Annotated in this window: 11 protein-coding genes; 3 read left to right on the top strand and 8 right to left on the bottom strand. The window is 68.9% G+C overall.

Going from position 1 to position 13,098, the window contains the following annotated elements; genetic code table 11:
• Positions 1-115 precede the first annotated feature (115 nt).
• The 3 genes from agp to QMZ26_RS14930 all read right to left on the bottom strand — a co-directional run bounded on the left by agp (position 116) and on the right by QMZ26_RS14930 (position 4,893).
• Positions 116-1,336, bottom strand: a complete 1,221-nt coding sequence (gene agp, locus QMZ26_RS14940) for a bifunctional glucose-1-phosphatase/inositol phosphatase (RefSeq protein WP_283221919.1) — start codon at positions 1,334-1,336, stop codon at positions 116-118.
• Between the two features lie 65 nt (positions 1,337-1,401).
• Complete coding sequence (gene smrA, locus QMZ26_RS14935; RefSeq protein WP_200734325.1) at positions 1,402-3,234, bottom strand: multidrug efflux ABC transporter SmrA; 1,833 nt, start codon at positions 3,232-3,234, stop codon at positions 1,402-1,404.
• 84 nt (positions 3,235-3,318) lie between these two features.
• Positions 3,319-4,893 carry a serine hydrolase gene (locus tag QMZ26_RS14930; protein ID WP_283221918.1) on the bottom strand — a complete coding sequence of 525 codons (1,575 nt, stop codon included), beginning with the start codon at positions 4,891-4,893 and terminating at the stop codon, positions 3,319-3,321.
• Between the two features lie 110 nt (positions 4,894-5,003).
• On the opposite strand from QMZ26_RS14930, the gene QMZ26_RS14925 reads away from it, so the two are divergent.
• Both QMZ26_RS14925 and QMZ26_RS14920 read left to right on the top strand, forming a co-directional pair.
• Positions 5,004-5,447, top strand: a complete 444-nt coding sequence (locus tag QMZ26_RS14925) for a VOC family protein (RefSeq protein WP_283221917.1) — start codon at positions 5,004-5,006, stop codon at positions 5,445-5,447.
• Positions 5,444-6,307, top strand: coding sequence for a DUF72 domain-containing protein (locus QMZ26_RS14920; protein WP_283221916.1), 864 nt, complete (start codon positions 5,444-5,446; stop codon positions 6,305-6,307). The genes QMZ26_RS14925 and QMZ26_RS14920 overlap by 4 nt, the downstream gene beginning before the upstream one ends.
• Here the strand turns inward: QMZ26_RS14920 and QMZ26_RS14915 are convergent.
• A complete protein-coding gene (locus QMZ26_RS14915) occupies positions 6,228-6,842 on the bottom strand; it encodes a Pr6Pr family membrane protein (RefSeq protein WP_283221915.1) in 615 nt (204 codons plus the stop codon). The genes QMZ26_RS14920 and QMZ26_RS14915 overlap by 80 nt on opposite strands.
• Positions 6,843-6,921: 79 nt before the next feature.
• Between QMZ26_RS14915 and QMZ26_RS14910 the strand changes: the two genes are divergently transcribed.
• Positions 6,922-7,869, top strand: coding sequence for a DMT family transporter (locus QMZ26_RS14910; protein ID WP_108746275.1), 948 nt, complete (start codon positions 6,922-6,924; stop codon positions 7,867-7,869).
• Between the two features lie 9 nt (positions 7,870-7,878).
• Here the strand turns inward: QMZ26_RS14910 and QMZ26_RS14905 are convergent, their stop codons facing one another.
• The 4 genes from QMZ26_RS14905 to QMZ26_RS14890 form a co-directional block, all read right to left on the bottom strand.
• Positions 7,879-9,039 (bottom strand): AAA family ATPase, encoded by a 1,161-nt coding sequence (locus QMZ26_RS14905; RefSeq protein ID WP_283221914.1) that lies wholly within the window; start codon positions 9,037-9,039, stop codon positions 7,879-7,881.
• Between the two features lie 120 nt (positions 9,040-9,159).
• On the bottom strand, positions 9,160-10,230 hold the full coding sequence (locus tag QMZ26_RS14900; RefSeq protein WP_283221913.1) for a sensor domain-containing diguanylate cyclase: 1,071 nt from the start codon (positions 10,228-10,230) through the stop codon (positions 9,160-9,162).
• 88 nt (positions 10,231-10,318) lie between these two features.
• Complete coding sequence (locus QMZ26_RS14895; protein ID WP_079221222.1) at positions 10,319-11,041, bottom strand: pseudouridine synthase; 723 nt, start codon at positions 11,039-11,041, stop codon at positions 10,319-10,321.
• A 34-nt stretch (positions 11,042-11,075) separates the two neighbouring features.
• Positions 11,076-12,740: a diguanylate cyclase gene (locus tag QMZ26_RS14890; protein ID WP_283221912.1), complete on the bottom strand. Its 1,665-nt coding sequence runs from the start codon at positions 12,738-12,740 to the stop codon at positions 11,076-11,078.
• Between the last annotated feature and the right edge of the window lie 358 nt (positions 12,741-13,098).

Below are 13,098 nucleotides of genomic sequence, written 5' to 3'. Positions count from 1 at the left end.
CGTGGATCTACTGCCCCCGGTGGTGGGTGCGGACCGTTGGTCCGCACTGCGGATGGGTTCATCCACGCATGGCGTGGATCTACTGCCCCCCATCCACGCATGGCGTGGATGGCATTCAATCCACCGCGCGATGCAGCAGGCGCTTGAATTGCATGTCACTGCATCCGTCCTGCCCACATCCGGGCAGCGCCAGCTCCACCCGTCCGGGCGGCTGTGCATCACTCAACGGCAGCGCATCACGCAACTGCGTACGGGTGGGATAGACATACACCAGCCGATAGCGCGCTTCGCCGCTGTGCACGCGCCAGCGCTCGAACTGCAGCAGGCCGCCGATCGGCGTCTTCTCAAGCTGGCCCGGCAGCGTGTAATCCGCGGCACCCAATGCCGCCAGCACGGCGCCGATGTTTGAATCGTGGCCGACCAGCAGGCTCACCTTCGGCGACTGCGGATCGGCGAACAGGCCATCAATGTGCGACAGCAGCGGCGCGGCCACGTCGCGTGCCACCTCCGGGGTGCCGAACAGGATGTCCTGGTAGCCGTTGCGGACCCGCGCCAGGGCCTGCCACTGGGCGTCGCCGTGCAGGCGGCCCCAGCCTGCCGGTGTTCCGCCGTCGTTCTGGTAATCCTGCATCAGCAGCGCATCGACCATGCCGTTGGCCAGCGCCAATGAACCGGAGGCCCCCGGCTCCCTGCCCGCTTCGACGCGGAAACGGCTGTCGCCGGCCTGCAGCGCGCACGGGCTGCGCCCGGCACAGGCCGGCGAGGATGCGTGTTCCACCACGCCCTCGACGATCTGCAGGTCCGGGCCCAGCCGTGCCTGCGATTCGGCCTTCTGCATGGCCCGCAGCGCGCGGCGCTGGAAGCCGGCGTCGTCGCGGTGGATCACAGGGTCGAACAGCGGGTCCATCGTGCCCAGCGGCCTGCGCTGTTGCACCGTGACGTGGCAGCCTGGAAACGCCCCGGCAACGAAGAACTGCGCGGTGGCCTGGGTGCGCTGCAGGCTGTTGGCCAGCGCGTGGAAATCGCCCTCCTGCGGGCAACCCGTTGCCGGCAGTACCTGCTGCTGGCGCAGCCATTGGCCGAGGTAGCGGCCCAGGTAGATCTCCAGCACGCCGCCCTTGGTACTCAGCTCGCCAGCGGCAACGTCCCAGGTGGCCCACGCGTGTGGCGTGGCGTCGGCCAGCGCGCCCGAAGAGACCAGCGGTGCGCGCAGGTTGTGGCGGCTGAGCAGGACGACCTGCTCGAGGGCTTCGCCTTCCACGGATGGCGATGCAGCGGCTGCGGTCGTGGCGACCAGTGCCAGCGCCAGCACCAGGGGGGGTAGAGAACGGATCATGCGGGTCTCCAGAAACATGCTGGGGTCGGAGCCCTCCCGCAGGCAGGGCTCCGACCCCGATCCCATCATTGGTCGGCAGCCACGAACCCACCGGTCTGCCGCGCCCACAGGCGCGCGTACAGCCCACCGGCGGCGATCAGTTCGGCATGGGTGCCGGTTTCGGCGATACGGCCCTGGTCCATCACCACCAGGCGGTCCATGCGCGCGATGGTCGACAGGCGGTGCGCGATGGCGATGACCGTCTTGCCGCCCATCAGCTCGTCCAGGCTGTCCTGGATCGCCGCTTCCACTTCCGAATCCAGCGCCGAGGTGGCTTCGTCCAGCACCAGGATCGGCGCGTCCTTCAGCAGCACGCGGGCAATGGCGATGCGCTGGCGCTGGCCACCGGACAGCTTCACGCCGCGCTCGCCGACATGCGCGTCATACCCGCGGCGCCCCTGCCCGTCCACCAGCGTGTCGATGAAGGCTTCGGCACGTGCCTTGGCCACGGCCGCGCGCAGCTGCTCATCGGTCGCGTCGGGGCGGCCGTACAGCAGGTTGTCGCGGATCGAACGATGCAGCAGCGAGGTGTCCTGGGTGACCACGCCGATCTGCTGGCGCAGGCTTTCCTGGGTGACGCGGGCGATGTCCTGGCCGTCGATCAGGATGCGTCCGCTTTCCAAGTCATAGAGGCGCAGCAGGATGTTGACCAGGGTCGACTTGCCGGCACCGGACGGACCGACCAGGCCGATCTTTTCGCCGGGCTTCACCACCAGGTCCAGCCCGGCGATCACCCCGCCCTTCTTGCCGTAGTGGAAGTGGATGTCCTGGAAGTGCACGCCACCGTGGGCCACCTGCAGCGGCACGGCGTCTTCGCGGTCCTGCACGGTCAGCGGCTGGGCGATGGTGGTGATGCCATCCTGCACCGTGCCGATGTCCTCGAAGATGCCGTTGATGGTCCACATGATCCAGCCGGACATGTTGTGGATGCGGATGACCAGGCCGGTGGCCAGGGTGATCGCGCCCACCGTGATGTGCCCGCCGTTCCACAGCCACAGCGCCAGGCCGCAGGTACCGGCAATCAGGAAGCCGTTGACGATGGCGATGGTCAGGTCCATGCCGGTGGTGATGCGGGTCTGCGCGCGGTGCTTGACCGCCAGCTCCTGGATCGACTCGGCGACGTAGGCCTGCTCGCGCCCGCCGTGGGCGAACAGCTTCAGCGTGGGGATGTTGGTGTAACCATCGACGATGCGGCCCATCGCCTTGGAACGTGCCTCCGACGCAATCCAGGCCCGTTCCTTCGCGCGCGGCACGAAGTAGGCCAGGATCACCGCGTAGGCCAGCAGCCACAGGATCAGCGGCACCATCAGGCGCCAGTCCGCCTGCGCGAACAGGTAGAGCGCGGTGCCGGTGTAGACCACGATGTACCAGAGCGAATCGACCATCTGCACGGCCGATTCGCGCAGCGAGGTACCGGTCTGCATCACCCGGTTGGCGACGCTGCCGGCAAAGTCGTTCTGGAAGAAGCTCAGGCTCTGCCGCACCACGTAGTTGTGCATCAGCCAGCGCGAGCGGTTGCTCAGGCCGGGCACGATGGCCTGGTTGACCAGCAGGTTGTGCAGGCCGACCAGGATCGGCCGCGCGATGACCGTGATGAACAGCATCCAGCCCAGTTCGTTGGCGTGGCGCTGGAAGAAACCGGCACCGGGCTGCTCGGCGACCATGTCGACGATGCGGCCCAGGTAATCGAACATCGCCACTTCCACCAGCGCCAGCAGCAGGCCGGCGATGAGGGTGGCCAGCAGCACCGGCCACACCGGGCGCAGGTAGTGCAGGTAGAACGGCAGCACCTTCTGCGGCGGCATGCGGCCGTCCACGGGCGGGAACACCGGAATCAGGGATTCAAACCAACGAAACATCACATTCCCTCGCCATATCAGCGCGGGGATTATCCCATGGCCGGTGTGTTCCCGGCGTTCGCCGGGCATGGCCCGGCGCTACCGTTACGGGCTGACCGGGGTGAACAGCAGGTCCTGGAAGTCGAAGCTGAAATCGGTCAGGTCCGAGATCGGCTGCATGCGCACTTCGCGCACCTTGCCGTCCGGGTCCAGGCTGAAGTTGACGAAGGCATCGGCGTTGAGCGAGCGGTCATCCCAGCGCACGATGAACGTATCGTGCTGCCAGTGCTCCAGGCGGCCGGTCAGCTGCGCGGTTCTGGCAAAACGCAGGCGCAGGCCCTTGCCCTCTGCAGACACCACCATGTCGCCATACCAGCGGTCGCGGTACGTGGCGGCATAGCGCACCAGCGGCAGCGACGGCGTGCTGCCCTTGGCGCGCTCGGCCTGGTGCTTGGCCCAGGCTTCATCAGCCTTGTCCTGCCCCTTGGCCACGCCCTTGGCATAGGCGTCCACCCAGTCGTGCTTTTCGCCGCCCAGGTAGGCATCGAGCACGCTCAGGGTGATGGCATTGAATGCCGCGCCCGCTTCCTGGTTGGTCAGCACCACCACGCCCAGCTTGTGCCCCGGCACCAGGGTCAGGCGCGAAACCATGCCCGGCCAGCCACCGGTGTGCCAGACCAGCTTCTGCCCGCGGTAGTCGCTCAGGCTCCAGCCCTCGCCGTAACCGGCGAAGTTGGCGCGCGCCGGCTCCAGCTCGGGCACGCTCGGCGCGGCAATGGCCTGCGGCGTGATCATCTGCCACATCTCTTTCTGGGTCTTGGCACTGAACAGCGGCGTACCGTCGGCCAGCGTGCCCTCGGCCAGCTGCACCTGCATCCAGCGCGCCATGTCATGTGCGCTGGAATAGATGCCACCGGCACCGGCGTTGTTCGACCAGGTCAGCGGCGCAACGGTGCGCAGATCCTTGAAATCGTACTTGGCGTGACCGACCGCTGCGTTGTCGCCTGCCTGCAGATGGTCGGCGTTGTAGCGCGTGCCGGCCATGCCCACCTTGTCGAAGATGCGCGTCTGCAGGAACTGCTGGTAGCTCATGCCCGACACCTTCTCGATGACCTGCTGGGCCACCGCATAGAGGATGTTGTCGTAGGCGTAGCGCTCGCGGAAACCACCCTTCAGCGGCACCTGGCCGAGCCGCTGCACCACCTCGGCATTGCTGTAGGACGTGGTCGGCCAGAACAGCAGGTCGCCGGCCCCCAGGCTCAGGCCGCTGCGGTGCGAAAGCAGGTCGCGCAGGGTCATCTGCCCGGTCACGAACGGGTCGGACATGCGGAACGACGGCAGGTGGTCGATCACCTTGTCGTCCATCTTCAGCTTGCCGTCCTCGGCCAGCAGGTTCAGCGAGGTGGCGGTGAACGCCTTGGTGTTGGAGGCGATGGCGAACAGGGTGTCGGCCTGCACGGGCGCCGGCTTGCCCAGCTCACGCACGCCCCAGCCGCGCTCCAGCACCACCTTGCCGTCCTTGACCACGGCCACGGCCACGCCGGGCACGTCGAACTGCGCGCGCACGCGCTCGACGGTCGCATCCAGGTCCTGCAGCTGCGCCGGGGTCGGCGCGGTTTCAGCCGCATGTGCCATCGTCGCGCAGGCCAGCAGCACGGCGCCTCCAATCCAGTTGTTCATCCAGCACCATCTCCGAACGGGGGTTGCGGCCGTGTGCAGGCCATCACCGGGGTTTCGCGCGATGGTAACGGCCAGCGTCCGATCCTGCCCTGTGCCATAGGAGGGGTGTCATGGCCCACAGCGATCCATCCAGCACCGGTTCCACCATCATTCCGTCCCTGCGCTACCGCAACGCACTGGCCGCCATCGACTGGCTGCAGCGCGCGTTCGGCTTCCATGCGCAGGCGGTGTATGCCGAAGGCGAAACGGTCTTCCACGCGCAACTGGTGTTCGGCCAGGGCATGGTCATGCTCGGCTCGGCCAGCAACAGCGGTGAATGGTCGAAGCTGGCGGTGATGCCCGACGAGGTCGACGGGCGGCAGACGCAGAGCGCGTGCGTCATCGTTCCCGATGCCGACGCCCACTACGCGCGGGCCAAGGCCGCCGGCGCGCGCATCGTCATCGAGATCGCCGACCAGGACTACGGCGGCCGGGGCTACGCCTGCGCCGATCCGGAAGGCTACCTGTGGTGGTTCGGCAGCTACGATCCCTGGCGCGCGGACCACGGCCAGTGACAGCCGCAGCGATCCGCTGCGGCATTGGCGGCTGGGTGTTTCCGGCGTGGCGCGGCGGGGTGTTCTACCCCGACGGCCTGCCGCAGCGCGAAGAGCTGGCCCACGCCAGCCACGCGCTGCGCTGCATCGAGATCAACGGCACCTTCTACCGCACGCCCACCGAAGCGCAGTGCGCGCAGTGGGCTGCCCAGACGCCGGACGGTTTCCGCTTTTCGATGAAGGCGCCGCGCTACCTCGTGCAGCGCCGCGATCTGTCGTCCACCGTCGAAGCGGCCACACCCTTCCTGCAGGCCGCGCTGGCGCTGGGTGACCGGCTGGGCCCGCTGCTGTGGCAGTTCGACCCCAGGCACCCCGCTGACGCGGTGGCATTGGAAGTACTGATGGCTGCGCTGCCGCAGACCCTGCAGGGCGTACCGCTGCAGCACGCGCTGGAAGTGCGCAACGCGCAGGTGCACGGGCCGGAGCTGGTGGCCGCCGCGCGCCGCCATGGCGTGGCCCTGGTGATCGAAGACAGCGACGAGGCACCGTTGCACGGCGATGTCAGCGCCGGCTTCGTCTACGCGCGCATCAAGCGCAGCCAGGCGCGCCTGCGCGAGGGCCTGCCGCGACCGCAGCAACAACGCTGGGCTGAACGCGCGCAGCGCTGGTCACGCGGCGAACCCGTGGACGACCTGCCCTGCCTGGCCGAGCCCGCCGTGCCGCAGCCACGCGAGGTCTACCTGCTGTGCATCGGCGCGGGCAAGGCACGCAACCCGGCGGCAGCGATGGCCCTGCAGCGGCTCAGCGACGGCGCCAGCGATCCAGCGCCCACAGCAGGCTCCAGCCCAGCACGAACACGCCGGCCACCCGCAGCACGTTGAGCGCGAATGCCGCTGCACCGATCCGTTGCCATTCCAGGAACGGGTACGGCGCCTGGCCGAGCAGGGCGGCCACCGCCATCGCCCAGCCCAGGTACGCCACCGGCACCAGCAGCACCCTGCCCAGCGCGCGCCAGCGCAGGTGCCCGTGCGGCAACAGCAGCAGCCAGCCGCCCAGGTACAGCAGCGGCACCGCGTAGTGCAGGCCCATGTCGACCCACCATTGCAGGCCGGTGGGCTGCCACAGCCCCTGCAGGGCCACCGCATAGACCAGGCTGGTCACGCCGATGCACAGCGCCAGCACCGCCGCCGGGGTCGCCCGCAGCGCTCGTCCCGACGCCAGGCACAGGCAGCCCACGCAAACCGCCAGGTTGCTGAGGATGGTGAAGTAGCCGAAGAAGCGCAGGGTCGCCGCGGCAATGCCCGCGCTGCCGCCGGGGCCGGTCACCAGCAACAGGTACTGCAGCAGCAGTGACGCGGCGGCGACCAGCGCGGTCAGCGCGGCCCAACCCCGCAGCAGCGAACGGTCGGCAGGCATGCACGGGCTCCAGGGACAGGATGCAGCGGGCAGGCCACCGGCATCGCCGGCCGCCCTGCGCTTGCCGCACAATACACCGATGACGACCCCCGACACCCGCAAAGCGCTCTGGCAGATCCATTTCTGTGTCCTGTTGTGGGGCGTCACCGCCATCCTCGGCAAGCTGATCACCCTGCCGGCGCTGCCGCTGGTGTGGTGGCGCATGCTGCTGGTGGTGGCCATGCTGGCCCTGCTGCCGCGGGTCTGGCGCGGGCTGCGCACCCTGCCGCTGCGGCTGGTAGCCGGTTATGCCGGCATCGGTGCACTGGTCGCCCTGCACTGGCTGACGTTCTATGGCGCGGTGAAGCTGGCCAATGCCTCGGTGGCCGCCACCTGCATCGCACTGGCGCCGGTGTTCACCTCCATCATCGAACCGTGGGTGGCCAAGCGGCCCTTCCAGGTGCGCGAGCTGGCCTTCGGCCTGGCGGTGCTGCCGGGCGTGGCCCTGGTGGTCGGCGGCGTGCCCGATGGCATGCGCCTGGGCGTGCTGGTCGGCGCACTGTCGGCGCTGCTGGTTGCGGTGTTCGGCTCGCTCAACAAGCGCATGGTCAGCCATGCCGATCCGCTGACGGTGACCGCGCTGGAACTGGGCGCCGGCACGCTCACCCTCACCCTGCTGGCGCCGGTGCTGCCGTACCTGCTGCCGGCGCTGGCCAGCCCCCTGTGGGTGGTGCCCGACCTGCACGATGGCATCCTGCTGCTGGTGCTGGCGGGCGCCTGCACGCTGCTGCCGTTCGCCCTGGCGCTGGTCGCGCTGCGCCATCTGAGCGCCTACACCGTGCAGCTGGTGACCAACCTGGAGCCGGTCTATGCCGTGCTGCTGGCGGTGGTGCTGCTGCGTGAGCAGCATGAAGTGACGCCGTGGTTCTACCTGGGCGTGGCGATCATCGTCGGTGCAGTGTTCCTGCATCCGCTGCTGAACCGCCGCAAGCCGGTGCAGCATCCGGAGATCCTGGGCACGGCCGAGGCGCGCAATATCGCCGAGTGAGGCGGGGCGTCAACGCCGCGGCCAATGCCATGCGGGAGCGTCAAGCAACCCCTGACCACTCAACAACGTGCGGCCCTGTTCCTTGTGGAGGTGCAGCGAGTGGCAGTCCGGCGCCTGCTCCAAGGCTGCGATCAGCCGGCTGGAATGGGACACCACCCAGACCTGGCTGCGCGCACTGGCGGCGATGATCAAACGCGCGAGCGCGGGCAGCAGGTCAGGATGGAGGCTGGTTTCCGGCTCGTTGAGTACCAGCAGCGGCGGTGGCCGCGGCGTATGCAGCGCAGCGGCCAGCAACAGGAAGCGCAGCGTACCGTCGGACAGTTCGGCCATCGACAGCGGACGCAGCAGGCCGGGTTGATGGAAGCGCAGGGCCAGCCTTCCATCGCCTTGCTCGAATCTCACCGTCGCGCCCTGGAACGCATCGTCGACGGTACAGGCAAGTGCCTGTGGATCGCCGATTTCAAGGATCGTCACCCAGGCGGCGGCAAGATCGTGCCCATCGTGGTGCAGTACCGGCGTTCGCGTGGCCATCGCCGGCTGCCGCGCGGGTGCCTCAGCATCGCTGCGGAAGTGATCGTAGAAACGCCAGCGACGGATGTATTCGCGCAACGCGATGGCCTCAGGCATGCGCTGCGGATCACCGGCCTGGGTGAACAGGCTGTCGAACACGGACAGGCGATCGTCAACCACGCCCCACCCTGTCCCACGCCGCCGGCGAAGCAGCACGCCGCGCCGGTCAACCAGCTGAGTGGCACTGCGCAGAAACGGGCCGGCCCAGATCGCCTCGCTCTTGATCTGCGGGTCCAACGCGAACGCGGACAGGCTGGGCGGCGGGTAGCCCAGGTCGATGGCGTAGCCGAACTCGTCGGTGGCAAAGCCCAGCTTCAAGCTGACCGATTCCTGCCGCGCGGTGCCCTGCAAGGGAATTTCACCGCGCACCACGCGCGCATCGATCTTTTCCGGACCAGCCCACAGTGCCGAACCCAGCCCGCCTTCGCGGGCAAGCGCGGCGGCCACGCCTCCCTGTGCATTTTCAGCCAGCAGGCGCAACGCGCGGTACAGGCTGGATTTGCCACTGCCGTTGTCCCCGGTGACGACGTTCAACCGCTGCAGCGGCAGTACCAGGTCATGCAACGAACGGTAGTGGGCAACGGCCAGGGTCTGCAGCATGGGCGGCGTCCTTGCAGAGGGGGAGGACGCCATGATGTGGCAATGACATCGCAGTGGTTGAGACGGCCCGCCAGAGGCAGGCGCCCGTCAGGTCATGGCCCCCCCGTGCCGCGCAGCGGGTTACGGCGCCAGCTCCACCCGGTCGCGGCCGTTGGCCTTGGCCCGGTACAGCGCCGCGTCGGCGCGCGCCAGGGTCTGGTCGGTGGTTTCGCCGGCCTGATGCTGGGCCACGCCGATGCTGACCGTCACCGGGAAGCCCAGTGGCAGGTCGGCCACCGCCATGCGCAGGAACTCGCATTGCAGTTCGGCGGTGCGCAGGTCCACGTCCGGCATCAGCGCCACGAATTCCTCGCCGCCATAGCGCGCGGCCAGGCCGCGGCCGGCGAAGTGCGAACGCAGCAGCACGCCCAGTTCGGCCAGCACCCGGTCGCCGGTGGCATGGCCCTGGAAATCGTTGATGTGCTTGAAGTGGTCGATGTCCACCAGGGCCACGCAGGTCTGCCGCGGCTGGCCGTCGGCGCTGGCCACCGCGTCCTGCAGGGCAGCGGCCATCGCGCGCCGGTTCGGCAGCCCGGTCAGCGCATCGGTGCGGCTCTGTTCGGTCAGGTCGGCGTTCTGCGCCAGCAGCACGTCGTGGTACTCCGACAGCAGGCGCTCGTAGTCATCGCGCTGCACCATGTGGCTCTGGATATCCAGCGCGAAGCGGCGCAGTTCCATCACCAGCATGACCTGGCGTGACAGCGCGGCCAGCGCCTCGGCCTTGTCCGGGGCCAGGTGCTGCGGGGTGGGATCGAACACGCACAGCGTGCCCAGCGGCAGGCCGTCGCTGCTGATCAGCGGCGCACCGGCGTAGAAACGCACGTGCGGATCGCCGGTCACCACCGGGTTGTCGTGGAAGCGGATGTCCTGCCGCGCATCCTCCACCACCATGAGCTCGCGCGGCTGCAGGATGGCGTGGCCACACATCGATTCGCTGCGCAGGTTCTCGGCGGCATCGATGCCCTGGATCGACTTGAACCACTGCCGTTCAACGTCGATCAGGGTGACGGCGGCCATCGACGTGCCGCACACCGCCTTGGCGATGACCACCAGGTCATCGAAGGACTTCTCGCGCTCCGAATCGAGGATGCGGTAGCGGTACAGCGCGTCCAGGCGCTGGGCCTCGTTGGCAGGCTTGTCGGGCTTGATCATGCAGCGTCATGTTCCGGCAGGTCACTGCCGAGTCTAGCCGATGATGCCGCCCGCCAGCCGAGCATGGGCTCGGCTCTACAGGCGTCGCTTACCAGTCCTGCTGCTTGGGCAGCAGCCCGCGCAGTTCCTGCTCGGTCAGGTTGCGCCACTGGCCCGGCTTCAGCGCACCGATCTTGATGTTGTCGATGCGCACGCGGCGCAGCTGGGTGACGCGGTAATCGAACGCGGCGGCCATCAGGCGGATCTGCCGGTTCAGGCCCTGCTCCAGGGTGATGCGGAAGCCGAACTTGGCGATGCGCGAGGTGCGGCACGGCAGGGTCATCTGGTCGTGGACGCGCACGCCGCGGGCCATGCCGCGCAGGAATTCATCGGTGACCGGCTTGTTGACCGCCACCAGGTACTCCTTCTGGTGGCCGTTCTCGGCACGCAGGATCTGGTTGACGATGTCGCCGTTGCTGGTCATCAGGATCAGGCCCTCGGAATCCTTGTCCAGGCGGCCGATCGGGAAGATGCGCTGCTCGTGGCCGACGAAGTCGACGATGTTGCCCTTGACCGAGCTTTCGGTGGTGCAGGTCACGCCCACCGGCTTGTTGAGCACGATGTAGACGTGGCGGCGGGCGCCCGGCTTGCGGGCCACGCGCACCTGCAGCGGCTGGCCGTCGACCAGGACGGTATCGCCCTCGCCGACGACGGCGCCGGTACCGCCGGGGTGGCCGTTGACGGTGACCCGGCGGGCGGCGATCAGGCGATCGGCCTCGCGGCGGGAGCAGAAGCCGGTTTCGGCGATGTATTTGTTGAGTCGGGTGGTCATGGCCCCATTATCGGCCATCCCCGCCCCGCCCGGGTCACGCCGGCAGCAATGGATCGACGGTTTCGCCGTCGAAGACCCGGTTGCGGCCGCTGCGCTTGGCCACGTACATGGCATGGTCGGCCCGCCGCAGCAGCGCGGCCAGGTCGTCCTCGCCCGGGCGCCACTGCGCCAGGCCGATGCTGGCGGTCACCTCCAGGCCCGGCACCTGCAGGTCCTGGCAGAGCTGGGTGATGCGCTGGCGCAGCTGCTCCAGGCGGGCGGCGGCCGCGTCGCGCGGCATGCCCGGCAGCAGCAGCAGGAACTCCTCCCCGCCCATGCGCACCACTTCGTCCTGGTTGCGCACGGCCGCGCGCAGGGCCTGGGCCACGGCCACCAGCACCTGGTCCCCGACCGCATGGCCGTGGCGGTCGTTGATGTCCTTGAACAGATCGATGTCGAGGAAGCCGATCACCAGCGGGCCGCCGTCGCGCTGCACCCGTTCCAGCTGCTGGGCGAGCTGCTGCAGGCCGGCGCGGCGGTTGGGCAGGCCGGTCAGCATGTCCGTCTCGGCCAGCTGGCGCATCTCGTCCCGCTGCTGGCGCAGCCGGCCCAGGCGCAGGTTGAGCGCGTAGGCGGCCATCATCAGCAGCCAGGTGACCGCCAGCTGCAGTGCCTCCACACGGTACTCGAACAGCCATTGCGCGCGGGTCGCATCGGCCACCACCAGCACCAGCATCGGCGACAGCGACGCCAGCCCGGCCACGGCCCAGGCGTCCCCGCGCAGGCGCGCCCACACGCCCATGGCCAGCGACAGCAGGCAGCCACCGATGAAGCAGGCCTGCAGCACCCGCGCTACCGGCGCCAGGGTCTCCCGCTCCAGCCAGGGCACCATCACGGCCACGCCCATCAGGCCCCACAGCAGCAGCTGCTGGGCCAGCCGCGAGCGTGGCAGCACGCGGTCACCGCCGTTGAGCCGCCACAGCGCCGGCAACACCAGCGCCAGGGTGGCCGCGGTCAGCGACAGCAACCACCACGGGCCGCGCTGGCCAACCGGCAACCACGGCTCGGGGTAGCCACTGAGGCCGCCGAGGATGGACTGCCACAGCACCAGCACCACGGTGGCGGCGATGTAGAACAGGAAACTGCGATCACGCGTGGTCAGGTAGGCCATCAGCGCCGACAGTGCCAGGGCGATGGCCACCGCGATGCAGGCCGCGCGCACCAGCAGGCGCGCGGTGTCGTTCTGCTGCACGGGGCTGGGCGCGCCCAGCAGCAGCGTCGGCACCCAGCGTGCCTTCAATGGCCGCTGCCAGGACACCACGAACGGTTCATGGCTGCCGGCCGGCGGCACGGCGACCATGCCGATGCCGGCGCGGAAGCGCGAATCCCGGGTCCGCGCGTCATGCATGTTGCCGCAGATCTCGCGGTCGCCGTGCTTGAGGCGCACTTCGCCGGCAAACACGTTGAACACGTCCAGCGCCTGCGGCTCGCCGGACCACCCTCCGGGCGGCGCTTCGACGGTGACCTGCTGGCGGTCGCCGGACAGCATCTGCGGCGTGCAGGCACGATGGGGGGTGGGTTCATCGGTGGCGGCACCGACCAGCAGGTAATCGCGGCCGTTCTCGACCGTGCGCGCATGGCCGAGCCAGGGTGCGGCGAGCACCATCAGCAGGACGACCAGCACCGCCCCCGTTCCGTAACGCCACTGCCTGCCGACCACGCTACATCCTGTTTCTGCTCACGCCCGCGCCCGCTGCGCGTCGCCCCTGGCGGGCATTATCGCAGCGGAATGCGCCAGGAATGTGTAGGCCAATGGTGGTAGGTGGGGGGTGTTGGTTGGCAGGGCTTGCAGCCCTGCACCTGCGGAAGCAACAGCAAAAGCGCGCTATCCGTGGGATGGCGGGGTGGGTCCGGTTGAGGGGGACGCCGTAAATACGTCCATGTAGGCTTGGTCGCGGCATCCATGCCGCTCACACCCCCTCAACCGGACCCACCCCGCCTTCGACAGGTTCACGCGGCTGTTGGCACCCGCTGCTGTTGGTGGGTGCCGACCGTTGGTCGGCACGGCAGACGTCATG

Source organism: Stenotrophomonas sp. PFBMAA-4, assembly GCF_030053215.1.
GTDB lineage: Bacteria > Pseudomonadota > Gammaproteobacteria > Xanthomonadales > Xanthomonadaceae > Stenotrophomonas.
The sequence above is the reverse complement of the archived record's forward strand: the minus strand, read 5'-3'. Positions and strand labels throughout refer to the sequence as shown.

What these genes read in the sequence shown, in the direction of transcription:
- QMZ26_RS14905 (WP_283221914.1), bottom strand. Translation starts at nt 9,039, where the DNA reads ATGCTGCAGACCCTGGCCGTTGCCCACTACCGTTCGTTGCATGACCTG.
- QMZ26_RS14930 (WP_283221918.1), bottom strand. Translation starts at nt 4,893, where the DNA reads ATGAACAACTGGATTGGAGGCGCCGTGCTGCTGGCCTGCGCGACGATG.
- smrA (WP_200734325.1), bottom strand. Translation starts at nt 3,234, where the DNA reads ATGTTTCGTTGGTTTGAATCCCTGATTCCGGTGTTCCCGCCCGTGGAC.
- QMZ26_RS14910 (WP_108746275.1), top strand. Translation starts at nt 6,922, where the DNA reads ATGACGACCCCCGACACCCGCAAAGCGCTCTGGCAGATCCATTTCTGT.
- QMZ26_RS14900 (WP_283221913.1), bottom strand. Translation starts at nt 10,230, where the DNA reads ATGATCAAGCCCGACAAGCCTGCCAACGAGGCCCAGCGCCTGGACGCG.
- QMZ26_RS14895 (WP_079221222.1), bottom strand. Translation starts at nt 11,041, where the DNA reads ATGACCACCCGACTCAACAAATACATCGCCGAAACCGGCTTCTGCTCC.
- QMZ26_RS14915 (WP_283221915.1), bottom strand. Translation starts at nt 6,842, where the DNA reads ATGCCTGCCGACCGTTCGCTGCTGCGGGGTTGGGCCGCGCTGACCGCG.
- QMZ26_RS14925 (WP_283221917.1), top strand. Translation starts at nt 5,004, where the DNA reads ATGGCCCACAGCGATCCATCCAGCACCGGTTCCACCATCATTCCGTCC.
- agp (WP_283221919.1), bottom strand. Translation starts at nt 1,336, where the DNA reads ATGATCCGTTCTCTACCCCCCCTGGTGCTGGCGCTGGCACTGGTCGCC.